We start from the raw sequence: 17,082 nt of genomic DNA on the forward strand, positions 1-17,082 counted from the left end.
GCAACGCCAACGGCACCCTGCTGAAGGTCGAGAAGGGCCACGCCGAGCCCGAGGAACTGGCCGCGATCACCGCGATCCTCCTCGCCCGCGCCGCCACCACCCCCGAGGCCGTCGCCACCGCCCCCTCCACGGCCGGCTGGCGCCGGCTGGAACGCAGCCGCGGCTTCCAGGCCCCGCACAGCTGGCAGGGCTGAGCAGAGCAGCACCGAAGGCCCCGCACCCGTCAAGGGTGCGGGGCCTTCCGCGTACCCGTCGTCGCCCCCGGCGCCGGGGGCGTGCGTACGGCGAAGGCCCCCGCGTCGGTGACACGGGGGCCTTCGGAAGTGCTGGGGTGACGCCGCCGTCAGCGCAGGCGGGCCATGAGGGCGTGCTCGACGAGCGTGATGAGCGCGCTCTTCGCGTCCCCGCGGTGGCGGGCGTCGGTGGTGATGATCGGGGCGTCCGGGCCGATCTGAAGGGCCTCGCGGACTTCCTCCGGCGTGTAGGGCTGGTGCCCGTCGAAGCCGTTGAGGGCGATCACGAACGGCAGACCGCTGTTCTCGAAGTAGTCCACGGCGGGGAAGCAGTCCGCGAGCCGCCGCGTGTCGACGAGGACCACCGCGCCGATGGCGCCGCGGACCAGGTCGTCCCACATGAACCAGAAGCGGTCCTGACCCGGGGTACCGAAGAGGTACAGGATCAGGTCCTGGTCCAGGGTGATGCGGCCGAAGTCCATGGCGACCGTGGTGGTCGTCTTGTCACCGGTGTGGGTGAGGTCGTCGATCCCGGCGGAAGCGCTGGTCATGACGGCTTCGGTGCGCAGCGGGTTGATCTCGGAGACCGCGCCGACGAACGTGGTCTTGCCCACGCCGAAGCCGCCCGCCACCACGATCTTCGCGGAGGTGGTGGAGCGAGGAGCCGCTCCGCCGTTAGAGCTTGCGAAGTCCACTGAGCACCCTTTCGAGCAGTGTCACATCTGGCTGGCCGCCGGCAGACTCGTCGCCGCCGGGCTGATGAATGGCGACAAGGCCCGCCTCCGCCAGGTCGGCGACGAGGATGCGGGCGACACCAAGAGGAATGGAGAGGAGTGCCGAGATCTCCGCGACGGATTTGATCTCTTGGCACAGGCGGCAGATGCGCTGGTGCTCGGGCAACTGCCCTTGCAGACGCGCGGGATCCGCCGTGGTACTGACCAGCGCCTCAATGGCGAGCTGGTAGCGCGGCCGGGTACGGCCACCGGTCATCGCGTACGGACGCACCAGCGGGTTGTGCGCCTTCGGAGCCTGCGGGTGCGTACCGCGCAAGGGCTGCTGTGAAGGACGCTGGGACTGCTGGGGCGGCTGGGGCTGTCCGTACGGCTGCTGCTGGTAGGGGTTGTGCTCCGGCCCGGGCCGGCTGGGGGAGGAGGGGAAGTTGAAGCGGTTCTGGTCGTGTCCACCCTGCGGCTGCTGGCCGCCATAAGGATGTCCTCCGGGTGTTGTCACGTTTCCTCCTCCGACTCCAAGAACGCAGTACTCCCTGTGGCACCGCGCCACCGCACCCTACGGTGCGATGACGCGAAACACACTGCCTGTCTGTCAGTTGAGCAGACTTCCCTGCAGCTCCGCGCGCAGGTCCGGAGTGAGGACACTGCCCGCTCGGTCCACGAGGAGGGCCATCTCGTAACCCACGAGGCCGATGTCGCACTCGGGGTGCGCGAGCACCGCGAGCGAGGACCCGTCGGAGACGGACATCAGGAAGAGGAACCCGCGGTCCATCTCCACGACGGTCTGGTTGACGGCGCCGCCCTCGAAGATCCGGGAGGCCCCGGCGGTCAACGAGGTCAGACCCGAGGCGACGGCCGACAACTGGTCGGCGCGGTCACGCGGGAACCCGTCGGACATCGCCAGAAGGAGTCCGTCGGCGGAGACCACCACCGTGTGGGACACCCCGGGGGTGTTGTCCACGAAATTGGTGATCAACCAGTTCAGGTTCTGTGCCGCCTGGCTCATCGGGCTCACACTAACGCTCCTGGTCATAGCTGTTACCTGACTGCTCGGAACCCGCGTTGCGTCCCTGCTGGACACCGCGTCGCAAGTTGCTCAACCTGCCACGGACGTCCTCCGGGGCGCGGGAGACCTGGGGGCCGCCCTGCGGGGTCGTCTCCGCTGCGCCCTCGACCAGGTTGGCCTTGGGCACCCGCCGAGGGAGACCGGACGGGGTGACCCCGCCCGCCTTCGGCTCACGGAGCTTGCCGGCCTGCTGCCAGCGGTCGTCGTTGCGCGAACGCCAGCTGGCGTCGCCCTCGGTCTCCTCGGGCTCCTGCTTCGGCGCGGCGGGCTGCTGCTGACGCGGCGACCGCTGCTCGAAGAGGGATCCTCTGGACTCCGCTTCCTGCTGTGCCGGCTGCCACTGCTGCTGGCTGCCACGCTTGGGCAGACCCGCTCCGGTCATTTCGTGACCGGCGTCTGCAGCGGCACCCGGACGGTCGAAGCCTACGCGTTCCTGGGGGAGTTCGGGAGCGGGCCTGGATTCCGATTCGGTCCCGTAGTCCTGCTGGTAGGGGGCCGAATAGGTGTTCTGCTCGGGCCACGCACCCTGCTGGGCCTGCTCCTGGTAGCCGCCGTCGTACGCCTGAGCGGGCCGGCCGTCGTTCTCGTAGCCGGACTCCGGATAGGTGTAGCCCTGGTCCGGGAACGGCTCGTAGGCCTGCGGCTGCGGCGGCTGCAGTTGCGGCTGCTGCTGGGGCTCGTACGGGGGTTCGTACCCCGGAGCCGCCGGCTGCTCGTAGCCCTGGTACGGCTGGTACCCGTGCTCCGGCTGAGGTTCCGGATACTCCTGGGAGGGGTGCCCGGGCTGCTGCTCCTGCGGGAAGGTGAGCTGCGCTTCCAGCGCGGCCCGACGCTCCTCGCGGCCCAGCGAGCGGACGACCGGGTCGAGCGGGGTGCCGTCGGCGTTCTGGCCGACCTGCTCGCCCTGGGCGTCGTAGCGCGAGTCGTCGAAGCCGAGCTCGGCGGCGGTCCGCAGCGGGGCGGCCAGCTGGGACTGCTGCTGCGGGATCATCTGGGAGACGGTGAAGTCGTCGTCCGGGACGCCCTCGCCACCGCCACCGTGGGTGATGGCGTCGGGGAGCATGACCAGCGAGGTCGTACCGGCCGCCTCGCCGGAGGGGCGCAGCTGGACGCGGATGCTGTGGCGGTCCGCCAGCCGGCCGACCACGAACAGACCCATGCGCTGCGAGATCGCGGCGTCCACGGTCGGCGGGTTGGCCAGCTTGTGGTTGATGTCCGCGAAGTCCTCGGCGGTGAGGCCGATTCCCTTGTCGTGGATCTCGATCATCACGCGGCCGTCGGGCAGACGCGTGGCGTTGACACGGACCTTGGTCTGGGGGGAGGAGAACGTGGTGGCGTTCTCCAGCAGCTCGGCGAGCAGGTGCACGAGGTCGGTCACGGCCTGGCCGTGGATCTCGGCCTCGGAGACGCCCGACAGCTCGATGCGCTCGTACTGCTCCACCTCGGAGGAGGCGGCCCGCAGCACGTCGACGAGCGGGACGGGCTGGTCCCAGCGGCGACCCGGGTTCTCACCCGCGAGGATGAGCAGGTTCTCGCCGTTGCGGCGCATACGGGTGGCCAGGTGGTCCAGGCGGAAGAGGTTCTCCAGCTGGTCCGGGTCGGCCTCGTTGTTCTCCAGTTCGGTGATCAGGCTCAGTTGGCCCTCGATCAGCGACTGGTTGCGCATGGAGAGGTTCGTGAAGATCGCGTTGACGTTCCCTCGCAGGAGCGCCTGTTCGGCGGCGAGCCGTACCGCTTCCCGGTGGACCTGGTCGAAGGCGCGGGCGACCTCGCCGATCTCGTCCTGGGAGTTGATCGGGATCGGCTGGACGCGGGTGTCGACCTTGCCCGGGTCGGTGCGCGAGAGCTGGTCGACGAGCGCGGGCAGGCGCTGCTCGGCGATGTCGAAGGCCGAGCTGCGCAGGCGGCGCATGGCGCGGCCCATCTGGCGGGCCATCATGCCGGCCAGGATGAAGGCGGCCAGCAGGGCCACGACCACGATGGCACCGGTCAGGATGGCGTCGCCGCGGGACTTGTCGGAGACCGCGACGGCGTCTTGGACGGCCTTGTCGAGGAGTTCCTTCTCGATCTCGGCGTAACCGTCGAACTTGGCGGTGGCCGCGGCCTGCCAGGCCGTGGCGGTGGTGCCGCCCAGGGCGAGCTTGGACGGCTTGTCGCCGCCGGCTATCGCCTCGGTCATGCCGGTGAGCGCGGAGCCGTTGACCACGGGCGGGGCCTTGAACGGGGTCCCCGCCTGCTCGGCGTCGCCCTTGGCCTTGGCCAGCTTGGCGGCGCCCTCGGTCGACTTCGCGCCCATGACCTCCTTGAGCCTGTTGGTGTCCTCGTCGGTGCCGGCGGCGACGTACTCGCCGATGGCTATCTCTTCGAGGTAGGCGTAGGAGGAGAAGGCGACGAGCTGGGCCTTGCGGACGTTGTCGTCCTCGTTCGGACGCACCAGGAGGTGGGTGCCGACCGAGCGCTGGAGCGAGTTGGCGGCCTTGGCCAGCTCGACCGCGTAGACCATGCGGCCGTAGCTGGTGACGTTCCCGGTGCCCAGACCCAGTTCGTTGGAGAACTGCATGAGGTAGTGCTGGACCAGCACGTACCCCTCTTCGGTCGGGATGGGGCCCGCGGCCGTCGGCAGGTTCTTCTTCGCCGTCTCGGGAAGCGCGTAGGCCGTCTTGCGGACCTGCTCCAGCTTCGGCTCCTCCTGGCGGAAGAGCTCCAGGCGGCGTTCGAGGCCCTGCTTCTGCGGCAGCGACTTCGCGGCCTGGGCGAACTTGGCCTTGGCCGCGTCGGTCGCCGCGTACGCCTTGGAGACGGCCTCGCTGTTGCGCTGGTTCTGGAGGAGGGGCTCCGCCGTCAGGTCGCGCTCGTTGAGGAGGGCCTGACCGTATTCGGCCGCCGCCTGGACGATGCGGGCGGTCTTCTCGGCGTCCTTGGCCTCGTTCCAGCTGTCGACCGAACCCTTCACCTGGAAGCCGCCCATGACCAGTCCGACGAGGACGGGTACCAGGAGGATGGCGTTCAGACGGGTCGGCACGCGCCAGTTGCGGGGCGAGAGCTTGCTGGTGCTGCCGCCGTTCGCGGCGGGTTCGACGGGCACGTCGACGGACGACATGGCCGCGCGTGGCGGCGGGGTGAAGTTGCCGCGCGCGGGTTCATCCGCGGGGCTGGAGTTGCTTCGCCTCACTCGACCAACAACCTCTCGGCGGTGCTACTAGCTAGTTCGTTGAATTCCAGCACGGTTGACGGCCGTGTTCCAAACAGTTGGAATCGGCCATTCCAAGAGCCTTATGCCCCACATAAATCGGACATAGGGACCGAGGGGCGCCAAAAATGGGGTCAGTTGTGCGCACAGTGACACCAGGTGAACGCACGCTGTGTCCAACTGGCGGCAATTCTCTGTCGAAACGTTATGAACGACAGGGGCGGGCCGTGTCGGATGACACAGCCCGCCCCTCCACATCGCCACGGGAACCGTGTTATTTGAGCCGTGCCATCAGCGCGTGCTCGACGAGCGTGATGAGCGCGCTCTTCGCGTCCCCGCGGTGGCGGGCGTCGGTGGTGATGATCGGCGCGTCCGGTCCGATCTGGAGGGCCTCGCGGACCTCCTCCGGCGTGTAGGGCTGGTACCCCTCGAAGCCGTTGAGGGCCACGACGAACGGCAGACCACTGTTCTCGAAGTAGTCCACGGCCGGGAAACAGTCCGCGAGACGGCGCGTGTCGACCAGCACGATGGCGCCGATGGCGCCGCGGACCAGGTCGTCCCACATGAACCAGAAGCGGTCCTGACCCGGCGTACCGAAGAGGTACAGGATCAGGTCCTGGTCCAGGGTGATGCGGCCGAAGTCCATGGCGACCGTCGTGGTCGTCTTGTCACCGGTGTGCGTGAGGTCGTCGATGCCCGCGCTCGCGGACGTCATGACGGCCTCGGTCCGCAGCGGGTTGATCTCGGAGACCGCGCCGACGAACGTGGTCTTGCCCACGCCGAAGCCGCCCGCCACCACGATCTTCGCGGAGGTGGTGGAGCGAGGAGCCGCTCCGCCGTCAGAGCTTGCGAAGTCCACTGAGAACCCTCTCGAGCAGCGTTACATCCGGCGTTCCGCCGGCCTCTCCATTGCCCGGCTGGTGGATGGCCACCATTCCGGCCTCCGCCAGGTCGGCGACGAGGATCCGGGCGACACCGAGCGGCATCGACAACAGTGCGGAGACCTCCGCGACCGACTTCACCTCGCGGCAGAGCGTGCAGATGCGCTGGTGCTCCGGCAGCAGGCCGGACAGGTGCATCGGATCGGCCGTGGTGCTGACCAGTGCCTCTATGGCGAGCTGGTAGCGGGGTCGGGTCCGGCCGCCGGTCATCGCGTACGGACGTACCAAAGGCTGGTCGCCTTCCGAGTACGAGTCTCCGTACGCGTCGGGATAGGCGGGGGGCGGGGTCATTGATCCTCCGGGCTGGACAGCAGTGGTCAGCGTGCCGTCTGACGGGGCGGCCGGTGGGGGGACATGACGGCCTGGCGGGGGTACTGGGGTTCCGGGTACGCGCCCCGGCCCCCCGGCCGGAAGTACCGTCCGGCCGGGAGGGTGGGAGTCAGATGAGCAGGCTTCCCTGCAGCTCCGCGCGCAGGTCCGGGGTGAGGACGCTGCCGGCGCGGTCCACGAGGAGGGCCATTTCGTAGCCCACGAGGCCGATGTCGCACTCGGGGTGGGCGAGTACGGCCAGCGAGGACCCGTCGGAGACGGACATCAGGAAGAGGAACCCGCGGTCCATCTCCACGACGGTCTGGTTGACGGCGCCGCCCTCGAAGATCCGGGAGGCCCCGGCGGTCAACGAGGTCAGACCGGAGGCGACGGCCGCCAGCTGGTCGGCGCGGTCACGGGGGAATCCTTCGGACATCGCCAGAAGGAGTCCGTCGGCGGAGACCACCACCGTGTGGGACACCCCGGGGGTGTTGTCCACGAAGTTGGTGATCAACCAGTTCAGGTTCTGGGCCGCCTGGCTCATCGAACTCAACTATCGCTCCTGCTGGTAAGTGGGGTCGACGTGGTAACTGCCGGTCGCGGGGCCGGTGGTGCCGGCCTGACGCCCCTGCTGGATACCGCGTCGGAGGTTGGTGAGACGCCCGCGGACGTCGTCCGGCGCACGCGAGACCTGCGGACCCGCCTGCGCTTCGGCCTGCTGCTGCGCCGTGCCGGCCACGAGGTTCGCCCGCGGGACCCGACGGGGCAGCCCCGAGGTCGTGATGCCGCCCGCGGCGGGCTGGCGCACGCGCTCGGCCTGCCGCATCAGCTCGTCGTTCGGGGACGACTTCCAGCTGACGGTGGGAGTGGTGCCGGTCACCGCCGCGGCGGGTTCGACCGCGAACTCCTGGCCCCGCTGCTGGAGACGGTCCTGCTGCGGCGCCGGCCGTTGCGGGGCGGACTGCTGCGGCTGGTGGGGCTGGTGGGGTACGCCCTGACCCTGCGCGGGGGCCTGCTCGGCCTCCTCGCGGAACCAGTTCGACTCCATGTCGTCGAAGATCGGGCTGCGGAACTCGCCCGTCTGCGAGGACGGGACCGCCGGCAGGGCCTCGGGCTGGTGGGCCTGGGGCAGCTGCGGAGCCTCGGCGCGCGTGGCGGGCAGCGGAGCCGGGGCGTAGCCGCCCTGCTGCTGCGGTGCCTGCGGCTGCTGGTACTGCTGCGGCTGCTGGGGCTGCGGGGCGTAGCCGCCGACACCGGGGCCCCCCGCGCGGGGGGCGTTGAGGTCCGGGCGGGCGAACTGGCCGGTCGAAGCCGGGTCCAGGGGACCGCCCAGCTGCGGACGCTCGAACTGCCCGGTGGTGGAGGGGTCCATGGAACCCCGTACGTCCGGACGCTCGAACTGGCCCGTCGTGCTGTTGCCCGGGTGCCCGCCGGTCTGGGGGCGCGGGGCGTTGAAGTCCGGGCGGGGGAAACCGGCCGTGGAGCCGGGGCCCGACAGTTCGTCGTGGCCGCGCGGGACCTCGGGGCCGGCCTGACCGGTACCCCAGCTGGTGGCCTGCGGGATCCCGGTGGGCGAAGTGCCCGCGCCCGGGAGCTCCGGCCGTGCGGCGCCGCCGCGCGGGGGCAGCTGGGGCCGCTTGCGCTGGACGGGAGCCTGGGCCGATCCCTGTGATCCGTGGGACTGCTGAGGTTGCTGGGGCTGCTGCTGGAGACCCGGCTGCTGCTGGGACTGCTGCGGCTGCTGGGACTGCTGCGACTGCGGCTGCTGGGGCCGCTCGAAGCCGTTGCCCTGCGGGAAGCCGTTGCCCTGCTGCTGGGGGAACCCACCCGGGCCGGAGCCCGTCGGGCCGCCCGCGGGACGGGCCTGCGGGCCGGTCGGACCGTTGCCGGGACCGGCGCTCAGGCCCGAGGCGAGCGTGCCGCTCTGGCCGCGCGTCGGCAGCGGAGCACCGCCGCCGAAGGCGCCCTGGCCGCCGGGCGCGCCCGGACCGCCCTGCGGACGCTGACCGGGACCCTGCTGGCCCGGACCGCTGTCGCGGCCCGGCAGCGCGGGGCGCTGGGCCCCGCCGGCAACCTGCCCGCGCTGCGGACCGGCGCCCACGGGGGGACGCTGGGCCGCACCGGGGATCGCGCCCTGGCCGCCGGGACCGCCCTGGCCGCCGGCCGAGGGGGCACCGGGGCCGCCCTGACCCGGCATGGGAGCCGGCTTCTTGCCGCCCTGGGCGACGTCCACCGGCAGCATGACGAGGGCGGTCGTACCACCCGAGTCGGAGGGGCGCAGCTGGATGCGGATGCCGTGTCGCAGGGACAGGCGGCCGACCACGAACAGGCCCATGCGACGGGAGACGGAGACGTCCACGGTCGGCGGCGACGCGAGCCGCTCGTTGATCGCGGCGAGGTCCTCGGGGGAGAGGCCGATGCCGGTGTCGTGGATCTCGACGAGCACGCGCCCGTCGGGCAGCGCGTGACCGGTGACCTTGACCTTGGTCTGCGGGGAGGAGAACGAGGTGGCGTTCTCCAGCAGCTCGGCGAGGAGGTGCACGAGGTCGTTGACGACGCGGCCGGCGACGTCGGTGCCGGGCACCGCCGAGAGTTCGATGCGCTCGTACTGCTCCACCTCGGACGCCGCGGCACGGAGCACGTCGACGAGCGGGACGGGGCGGGTCCACCGGCGGCCCGGCTCCTCGCCCGCGAGGACGAGGAGGTTCTCGCCGTTACGGCGCATGCGGGTCGCGAGGTGGTCGAGCTTGAAGAGCGAGGACAGCTGGTCCGGGTCGGCCTCGCGCGACTCCAGTTCGGAGATGAGCGAGAGCTGGCGCTGGATGAGGCCCTGGGAGCGGCGCGAGAGGTTGGTGAACATCGCGTTGACGTTGCCCCGGAGGAGGGCCTGCTCGGCGGCGAGACGGACGGCCTCGCGGTGCACGTCGTCGAAGGCCGCGGCCACCTGGCCGATCTCGTCGCGGGTGTGCAGACCGACGGACTCCACGGAGGTGTCCACGTCCTGCGGGTCCGACTCGGAGAGCTGCTTGACGAGCTCGGGCAGACGGTCCTGGGCCACGCGCGTCGCGGTGTCCTGGAGGCGGCGCAGCGAGCGGATCATCGAGCGGGCCATGACGAAGGCGCCGACGAGCGAGACACCGAGGACGAGCAGGATCAGCGCACCGTTGATGATGGCGTCCTGCTGCGAGGAGTTCTTCAGCTCGCGGGCCTTCTGCTCCATGTCCTGGAGCAGGGTCAGCTCGATGACCTCCATGGCCTGGAGCTTGGTGTCGTCGGCGTCGTACCAGTCCATCCAGGAGCGGTACTGCTGCTCCTTGGAGAACTGCCCCTCGGTGCTGAGGACGCGGCGGGTGAAGTGGTCCGCCTTGCCGATCTCGGGGTTGCCGTCGCCGAGCGAGGAGAGCAGGTCGTCGGAGGAGCCCTGGTAGACGAGTTCGAAGGTCTTCTTCGCCTGGCTCTCTCCGCGCAGCGCGGAGAGGCCGTAGAGACGGTCGTTCTCGCCGAGCTTGCCCTGCGGACCGCTGCCGTCGGAGAGCGAGGCCGCGATGATCGCGCGCTGGATGGACGCGTACTCCTTGGCGGACGAGAACGCCGCCAGGGCGCGCGTGCGCTTGATCATCTCGGGGCTGGAGGTGGCCTGCGCCATGTCCTGGGAGAGCGAGAGCAGCGAGACGATCAGCGCGTTGTACTCGGTGACGGTCTGCTGGGCGCCGTTGCGGTACGCGTTCTTGCGGATGTCGTCGATGCCCGTCAGCTGGCGGGCGATCTGCAGGGTGTTGTTGCGGATCGACTTGAGGGTGTCGTCCGTGTCCTGCGTGCTGTCGACCTTGTCGGCCGCGGCGCCGAAGGCCTTCGCGGCGCCGTCGGTCTGGTCGCGGACGCCCTGGACGAGGGTGTTCGGCTTGGGAGACGCCTTCTGATCGGCGGCCGAGAGGGGGCCCGCCGACTTGTCCCGCTCCTCCTGGAGCATGGCGGCCAGGTTGGTGGCCTGCCGGGTCATCGTCGTCAGCAGCTGCATGTGCTCCAGCTGCGCGATGTCGTTGAGCGAGTCGTTGATGCGGAAGCCACCGAGCGTGGTGGCGGCGACGACCGGAAGGGTCAGCAGCGACACGAGTCGCGTGCTGATGCGCCAGTTCTGCAGGGCGAGACGGGAACCGGACCCACTGGGGGCCTTGGGTATCGCTCCGCCGGGCGGTTCGGGCGTTTCGCCCTTGCCCTTGGCCCGGGCGGGCTTGCCGCCCTTCCCGCGCCCCTTCACGGCCTTGCCGGCCGCGGAGGTGTCGGGTCCCGCTCCTTCGACAGCCGGCCCGCGGTTCTGGGCGTGCTGGGGCGAGGCGCCACGGTCGGTCCCGCCGCGCGGCTCCTGCTCCGCCGCAGCGTCCCCACGGCCCTGGCGGGCCTGGGGAGACCCCTTGCCATCCCTCTTGAATCGTCCCTGCACTAGCGTCGCAACCTCTGGACCAGGCGTCCCCCCGGGTGAGCGGTGGGACGGTGTCGAGTCGTGGGGCACTGACGGCCCCATGGTGGTCGTCGGTGACCGGCGCGTCTCCCTCTCCTTGCCGCCGCGCTCGGCGCTGTGTCGCGCCACCTGCGCGCCGGCTGATACCCGCGGCGGTCCCGCGAATTCCAGCACAGTGGGGGATCTCCAACAAGGTGCGCGTGTCGGCCCGGCGAGCCGGTCACGGGTCGTGACGGACGGGCTACGCGACGTGGAGGCGCTATCGGGAGGAATCGGACTTACGCCAACCAAAGCTTGCGTCTGGCAAGGTGTCCCAGTCCTGATGATCAGGAGCGGAATGCCGCATTCAGTGGCGCAATGTCCGTTTGGTCGGGGGTAATTGACTGACCGTTATGACCGCAATGTCGGGCCCTTGGTGAGCAAACTCACACAGCCGTGGCCATTACTTCCCGACCGGGCCGGGGATTCAGATGTTTAGCCTTGCCTTTTGAAGGGTCGGCGCCACGGCCGGCGCATCCGACGACCCCCACCCCACGAGCGAGCCGAGGGCCCGAGACTCCGATGAAGACGACGATGATGTTCCGCAACATAGCCAACCCCCGTCGCACCACCCTGGCGCACCTCAAGGACGCCGAGGAGCTGCAGGCGGCCCCGGCCACTCCGGAGCACTCCGTCGACCTTCCGGGTCAGACCGCGAACCCGCGCCGCACCATCCTCATGGACGCCCCGGTGGCCGTTCCCGTTCCGTAGCCCCGAACGCCCCCGGCCGGAGCCGCCGCGTAGAAGAACGCGGAGCGTCACCGTCCGTCGCGTTAGCCTGGAGTCCACAGACTCCGGCCGTCGGCCGGCCGACGGACAGACAGAGGGGCAGACGCAACACGTGCGCATCGCCAGGTTCTCGATCGACGGCAACGTCGCCTTCGGCGCGGTCGAGGGCGACGCAGCCCCCGGCGCCGAGGGCGGACTCGTCCTCGACATCATCAAGGGCATCCCGTTCGCGGACTTCGAGCTCTCGGGCACGAAGGTCCCGCTGGACAAGGTCCGCCTGCTGCCGCCCGTGCTCCCCAACAAGGTCGTGGCCATCGGCCGCAACTACGCGGAGCACGCGGCGGAGCTCGGGCACGAGGTCCCCGAGGCCCCGATCACCTTCTTCAAGCCCTCCACCTCGGTGGTCGGCCCGGGCGACCCGATCGCGTACCCCTCCTTCTCCCAGGAGCTCCACCACGAGGCGGAGCTCGCCGTCGTCATCGGCCGCATGTGCCGGGAGGTTCCCAGGGAGCGCGTCAAGGACGTGATCCTCGGCTACACCTGCGCCAACGACGTCACCGCGCGCGACGTCCAGCGCCGCGAGCAGCAGTGGGCCCGAGCCAAGGGCTTCGACAGCTCCTGCCCCCTGGGCCCCTGGATCGAGACCGACCTCGACCCGAGCGACCTGACCATCCAGTGCACCGTGAACGGCGAACAGCGCCAGCTCGGCCGCACCAGCGAGATGGTCCGCTCCATCGAGGACCTGATCGTGCACATCAGCGAGGCCATGACGCTGCTCCCGGGCGACGTCATCCTCACGGGGACCCCGGCCGGAGTCGGACCCCTGAACGTCGGCGACGAGGTCGCCGTCACCATCGAAGGCATCGGCACTCTCACCAACAAGGTGATCAAGCGTGGCTAACGCGACCCCCCGCGTACGTTTCTGTCCGTCCCCGACCGGCAACCCCCACGTGGGCCTGGTCCGCACGGCCCTCTTCAACTGGGCGTTCGCCCGCCACCACGGCGGCACGTTCGTCTTCCGCATCGAGGACACCGACGCGGCGCGCGACTCCGAGGAGTCGTACGTCCAGCTGCTCGACTCGCTGCGCTGGCTCGGCTTCACCTGGGACGAGGGCCCCGAGGTCGGCGGCCCCCACGCCCCCTACCGCCAGTCCGAGCGCATGGACATCTACAAGGACGTCGCGCGCAGGCTCCAGGACGGCGGGTACGCCTACTCCTGCTACTGCACGACCGAGGAACTCGACGCGCGCCGCGACGCCGCCCGCGCGGCCGGCAGGCCCTCGGGCTACGACGGCCACTGCCGCGAGCTGACCGCCGAGCAGGTGGCCGCGTACGAGACCGAGGGCCGCTCCTCGATCGTCCGCTTCCGGATGCCCGACGAGACGATCACCTTCACGGACCTGGTCCGCGGCGAGATCTCGGTCACCCCCGAGAACGTGCCGGACTTCGGCATCGTCCGCGCGAACGGCGCCCCGCTGTACACGCTGGTCAACCCGGTGGACGACGCGCTGATGGAGATCACGCACGTGCTCCGCGGCGAGGACCTGCTCTCCTCCACCCCCCGCCAGATCGCGCTCTACCGGGCGCTGATCGAGCTGGGCGTCGCCAAGGGCGTCCCGGAGTTCGGCCACCTGCCGTATGTCATGGGCGAGGGCAACAAGAAGCTCTCCAAGCGCGACCCGGAGTCCTCGCTCAACCTCTACCGCGAGCGCGGCTTCCTGCCCGAGGGGCTGCTGAACTACCTCTCGCTGCTGGGCTGGTCCTTCTCCAAGGACCAGGACATCTTCTCCATCGAGGAGATGGTCGCGAAGTTCGACATCCCGGACGTCAACGCGAACCCGGCCCGCTTCGACCTGAAGAAGGCCGAGGCCATCAACGCCGACCACATCCGGCAGCTGGACCCCAAGGCCTTCGCGGACGCTTGCGCCCCCTGGCTCACGGCCCCGCACGCCAACTGGGCGCCGGAGGACTTCGACGCCGAGGCCTGGGAGCGGATCGCCCCGTACGCCCAGACCCGCGTCACCGTCCTGTCGGACATCACCGCAAACGTGGACTTCCTGTTCCTGAAGGAGCCCGTCGAGGACCAGCCGTCCTGGGACAAGGCCATGAAGGGCGAGCCCGCGGCCCTGCTGACCACCGCCCGCGAGAACCTGGCCGCCGCCGACTGGTCGGACCCGGAGTCCCTCAAGCAGGCCGTCCTGACCGCCGGCGAGGCCCACGGCCTCAAGCTCGGCAAGGCCCAGGCCCCCGTCCGCGTGGCCGTCACCGGCCGTACGGTCGGCCTGCCGCTCTTCGAGTCCCTGGAGATCCTGGGCAAGGAGCGCTCGCTGTCCCGCATCGACGCGACCCTGGCGAAGCTCGCCGCCTGACCCGCACCCCCGGAGGGGCGGCGGCCGATCCGGCCGCCGCCCCTCCGGCGTTGTCGGGTTGAGGCCCTAAGGTGCTCCAGTCGATCACCATGCCCCTCGGAAGGCCAGCGCCATGCCCATGACCGCCCCCGACTACGACCGGTACTTCACCCCGGGCCTCGCCTTCGCCTACGAGAGCGGGCAGACCGGCACGCTCCACGTGGCCGTCGCCGGCGAACTGTGGCTGCCCTCGGGGCGCGTCACCGCCTGCGACCCGTTCATCGGGCTCGGCGCGGGCGAGGCGGAGCCCTTCACCGCCGCCGTGGCCCCGGGCCGCTACCGGGTGGAGACGGCGATAGCCACCCTCACCACCCCCGACGAACCCGCCGACGAGGCCCCGCACCTGCGCACGGCGGCCGCCCGCGTGGTGGTCGGCGACGCCCTCACGGTCACGTGGGAGTTGGCCCTGGTGGCCGGCCAGGACCCCGCCGAACTCGACGAGGACGAGTACTTCGGCTACGGGGTCGACGCCGGCGCCGGCTGCTTCTACGATCCGGCCGCCGACGAGGCCTTCTCCGAGTGCCAGGGCGACGAGGGCCCGTTGTGGGACGCCTTCGAGGCGAACGACCACGGCCCCGGCCCCTACCTCATCACCGGTGAGTCGGGCCACACCCTCACGGCCTTCGGCTCCGGCTGGGGCGACGGCTCCTATCCGACCTGGGTCGGCCGGGACGCCCGGGGCGAGATCACCTGCTTCGTGACGGACTTCTTCGTCGTGCCTCCGGTCGGGGGCGACCCGGCGTAGGCTCGGCCGCATGCCGATCAGAGCCGTGCTGTGGGACATCGACGACACCATCTTCGACTACACGGGCGCCGACGCGGCAGGTCTCTCCCGCCACCTCGCGGACGAGGGGACGGACGGCCGATACGGGACCCCGTTCGAGGCCCTCGCCCTGTGGCGCCGTCTCACGCACCGGCACTGGGACCGCTTCTCGGCCGGTGAGGTGTCCTTCCGCGAGCAGCGCCGGGACCGGGTCCGCGAGTTCCTGGAGGAGCCGGCCCTGACCGCCGCGCAGGCCGACGCCTGGTTCGACCGGTACGTGGAGCACTACAAGGCGGCCTGGGTCCTGTTCCCGGACGTGATCCCCGTCCTGGACCTCCTGGCGCTCTCCCACCGGCACGGGCTGCTCTCCAACTCCTCCGTCGCCAATCAGGAGTCCAAGCTGCGGACCCTCGGGGTCCGCGACCGCTTCGAGGTGTTGGTCTGCGCCGCCGAGCTGGGCATCAGCAAGCCCGAGGCCGGCGCCTTCCTCGCCGCCTGCGAGGCCATGGGCCTGGAGCCCGCGGAGGTCGCGTACGTCGGGGACGAGCCGGAGATCGACGCCCGCGGGGCCCGCGACGCCGGCCTGACGGCGGTCTGGCTCGACCGGGCCGGCGGACGAGGGGAGGGGCCGAGCGGGGTGCACCGCATCGTCGGACTGGACGGCCTGCCCGAGCTGCTGGCCGGGGATACCCGTTTTGGAGCACGGTCAGGCATCCGGTAATGTTCTTTCTGTCGCCGCCGAGCGGGCCGAAAGGCCGGAGTCGGAGGCGCTAACCAAACGAAAGTCCCTCAGGGGCTTGAGTTTTGGTGGGCTATAGTGTAATTGGCAACACGAGGGTTTCTGGTTCCCTTATTCTAGGTTCGAGTCCTGGTAGCCCAGCGCAGTGCAGAAGTAACGCAGTGCTTTGCCCCCGTTGTGTAGCGGCCTAGCACGCCGCCCTCTCAAGGCGGTAGCGCCGGTTCGAATCCGGTCGGGGGTACAGATCCTTCCCGCGAGATCTCCAGGGTCGCACCCGGACTCTTGATGCAGGATCGCTAGGGCCCCCGTTGTGTAGCGGCCTAGCACGCCGCCCTCTCAAGGCGGTAGCGCCGGTTCGAATCCGGTCGGGGGTACGGTGTCTAGCTGGTCTAGACCATTGGGCTATAGTGTAATTGGCAACACGAGAGTTTCTGGTTCTCTTATTCTAGGTTCGAGTCCTGGTAGCCCAGCGCAGTACAAGCAGGCAGGCCCCCGTTGTGTAGCGGCCTAGCACGCCGCCCTCTCAAGGCGGTAGCGCCGGTTCGAATCCGGTCGGGGGTACAAGAGGAAGAGGCCCTCCGCGATCATCGCGGAGGGCCTCTTCGTCGTTTCCGGCGTGGGGCCGGTGCCCGTGGTGTTCGTGTGGTGCCCGGGTACAAGTGCGGGCCCGGAGGCGCGAGTCAGGACGTGTGCGGCGTCGTACGCGCCCCCGGACCCGGGGGTGGGTGGGGGAGGAGAGGTGTGGGGTCAGCCGGTGCGGCGCAGGGCCTCCGACAGGCGGGCGGCCGCGTCGATGACGGCCTGGGCGTGCATGCGCCCCGGGTGTCGGGTCAGGCGCTCGATCGGCCCGGAGACCGATACGGAGGCCACCACGCGGTTCGAGGGCCCGCGCACCGGCGCCGAGACGGAGGCCACGCCGGGCTCCCGCTCGCCTATCGACTGGGCCCAGCCCCGGCGACGGACGCCGGACAGGGCCGTGGCCGTGAAACGCGCGCCCTGCAGCCCGCGGTGGAGCCGCTCGGGCTCCTCCCAGGCCATCAGGATCTGCGCGGCCGAACCGGCCTTCATCGGCAGCGTCGAGCCCACCGGGACGGTGTCCCTGAGGCCCGACAGCCGCTCGGCCGCAGCCACGCAGATGCGCATGTCGCCCTGACGGCGGTAGAGCTGCGCGCTCTCGCCCGTCACGTCACGGAGGTGCGTGAGCACCGGTCCGGCCGTGGCCAGCAGGCGGTCCTCGCCGGCCGCGGCGGCAAGCTCTGCCAACCGCGGACCGAGGATGAACCGGCCCTGCATGTCCCTCGCCACCATCCGGTGGTGTTCCAGTGCCACGGCAAGGCGATGTGCCGTGGGTCGTGCGAGCCCTGTCGCCGCGACCAGCCCGGCGAGGGTGGCCGGACCGGACTCCAGTGCGCTCAGTACCAGAGCTGCCTTGTCGAGAACGCCGACGCCGCTAGAGTTGTCCATGAAACGATATT

The 17,082-nt window shown here is 70.4% G+C and carries 15 protein-coding genes and 5 tRNA genes; 11 read left to right on the top strand and 9 right to left on the bottom strand.

The annotated features are described in order from the left end of the window. Window positions 1-17 precede the first annotated feature (17 nt). Window positions 18-194 (top strand): acyl-CoA carboxylase subunit epsilon, encoded by a 177-nt coding sequence (locus tag ACIOD1_RS27675; protein ID WP_401905440.1) that lies wholly within the window; start codon window positions 18-20, stop codon window positions 192-194. Window positions 195-343: 149 nt separating this feature from the next. Here ACIOD1_RS27675 and ACIOD1_RS27680 read toward each other — a convergent pair whose 3' ends face one another. From ACIOD1_RS27680 to ACIOD1_RS27715, 8 genes are all read right to left on the bottom strand, one after another. Beyond that, window positions 344-928 carry an ATP/GTP-binding protein gene (locus ACIOD1_RS27680; RefSeq protein WP_136214583.1) on the bottom strand — a complete coding sequence of 195 codons (585 nt, stop codon included), beginning with the start codon at window positions 926-928 and terminating at the stop codon, window positions 344-346. Continuing rightward, the gene (locus tag ACIOD1_RS27685; protein WP_365623242.1) at window positions 909-1,463 is read right to left on the bottom strand and encodes a DUF742 domain-containing protein; all 555 of its coding nucleotides are present in this window, start codon (window positions 1,461-1,463) and stop codon (window positions 909-911) included. Before ACIOD1_RS27685 ends, ACIOD1_RS27680 begins: the two co-directional genes overlap by 20 nt. A gap of 93 nt (window positions 1,464-1,556) precedes the next feature. Continuing rightward, complete coding sequence (locus ACIOD1_RS27690; protein WP_267717653.1) at window positions 1,557-1,970, bottom strand: roadblock/LC7 domain-containing protein; 414 nt, start codon at window positions 1,968-1,970, stop codon at window positions 1,557-1,559. Window positions 1,971-1,980: 10 nt separating this feature from the next. Further along, entirely contained in the window at window positions 1,981-5,202 is a 3,222-nt protein-coding gene (locus ACIOD1_RS27695) for a nitrate- and nitrite sensing domain-containing protein (RefSeq protein ID WP_365623239.1), read from the bottom strand. A 292-nt stretch (window positions 5,203-5,494) separates the two neighbouring features. Then, window positions 5,495-6,079: an ATP/GTP-binding protein gene (locus ACIOD1_RS27700; RefSeq protein ID WP_365623237.1), complete on the bottom strand. Its 585-nt coding sequence runs from the start codon at window positions 6,077-6,079 to the stop codon at window positions 5,495-5,497. Continuing rightward, on the bottom strand, window positions 6,060-6,452 hold the full coding sequence (locus tag ACIOD1_RS27705; protein WP_007266775.1) for a DUF742 domain-containing protein: 393 nt from the start codon (window positions 6,450-6,452) through the stop codon (window positions 6,060-6,062). The genes ACIOD1_RS27700 and ACIOD1_RS27705 overlap by 20 nt, the downstream gene beginning before the upstream one ends. Window positions 6,453-6,600: 148 nt before the next feature. Continuing rightward, window positions 6,601-7,014 carry a roadblock/LC7 domain-containing protein gene (locus tag ACIOD1_RS27710; RefSeq protein ID WP_008739864.1) on the bottom strand — a complete coding sequence of 138 codons (414 nt, stop codon included), beginning with the start codon at window positions 7,012-7,014 and terminating at the stop codon, window positions 6,601-6,603. 9 nt (window positions 7,015-7,023) lie between these two features. Next, window positions 7,024-10,911, bottom strand: a complete 3,888-nt coding sequence (locus ACIOD1_RS27715; protein ID WP_401905273.1) for a nitrate- and nitrite sensing domain-containing protein — start codon at window positions 10,909-10,911, stop codon at window positions 7,024-7,026. Window positions 10,912-11,490: 579 nt separating this feature from the next. Here ACIOD1_RS27715 and ACIOD1_RS27720 point away from each other — a divergent pair. From ACIOD1_RS27720 to ACIOD1_RS27765, 10 genes are all read left to right on the top strand, one after another. Next, entirely contained in the window at window positions 11,491-11,679 is a 189-nt protein-coding gene (locus ACIOD1_RS27720) for a hypothetical protein (RefSeq protein WP_365623233.1), read from the top strand. Between the two features lie 130 nt (window positions 11,680-11,809). Continuing rightward, window positions 11,810-12,598, top strand: coding sequence for a fumarylacetoacetate hydrolase family protein (locus ACIOD1_RS27725; protein WP_365623231.1), 789 nt, complete (start codon window positions 11,810-11,812; stop codon window positions 12,596-12,598). Then, window positions 12,591-14,066 carry a glutamate--tRNA ligase gene (gltX, locus tag ACIOD1_RS27730; RefSeq protein WP_401905276.1) on the top strand — a complete coding sequence of 492 codons (1,476 nt, stop codon included), beginning with the start codon at window positions 12,591-12,593 and terminating at the stop codon, window positions 14,064-14,066. Before ACIOD1_RS27725 ends, gltX begins: the two co-directional genes overlap by 8 nt. Window positions 14,067-14,178: 112 nt before the next feature. Beyond that, entirely contained in the window at window positions 14,179-14,850 is a 672-nt protein-coding gene (locus ACIOD1_RS27735) for a DUF4241 domain-containing protein (protein WP_401905279.1), read from the top strand. Window positions 14,851-14,860: 10 nt separating this feature from the next. Beyond that, window positions 14,861-15,589: an HAD family hydrolase gene (locus ACIOD1_RS27740; RefSeq protein WP_365623225.1), complete on the top strand. Its 729-nt coding sequence runs from the start codon at window positions 14,861-14,863 to the stop codon at window positions 15,587-15,589. Between the two features lie 87 nt (window positions 15,590-15,676). Next, window positions 15,677-15,748, top strand: a tRNA-Gln gene (locus ACIOD1_RS27745). A gap of 27 nt (window positions 15,749-15,775) precedes the next feature. Next, a tRNA-Glu gene (locus tag ACIOD1_RS27750) sits at window positions 15,776-15,848 on the top strand. Between the two features lie 60 nt (window positions 15,849-15,908). Continuing rightward, window positions 15,909-15,981: transfer RNA gene (locus ACIOD1_RS27755), tRNA-Glu, on the top strand. Window positions 15,982-16,005: 24 nt separating this feature from the next. After that, a tRNA-Gln gene (locus ACIOD1_RS27760) sits at window positions 16,006-16,077 on the top strand. 18 nt (window positions 16,078-16,095) lie between these two features. Beyond that, window positions 16,096-16,168 (top strand) — tRNA-Glu (locus tag ACIOD1_RS27765). 186 nt (window positions 16,169-16,354) lie between these two features. Here ACIOD1_RS27765 and ndgR read toward each other — a convergent pair. Continuing rightward, window positions 16,355-17,071, bottom strand: a complete 717-nt coding sequence (ndgR, locus tag ACIOD1_RS27770; protein WP_053675064.1) for an IclR family transcriptional regulator NdgR — start codon at window positions 17,069-17,071, stop codon at window positions 16,355-16,357. Between the last annotated feature and the right edge of the window lie 11 nt (window positions 17,072-17,082).

The sequence above is a fragment of the Streptomyces sp. NPDC088097 genome, from assembly GCF_044741845.1.
Classification (GTDB): Bacteria; Actinomycetota; Actinomycetes; order Streptomycetales; family Streptomycetaceae; genus Streptomyces.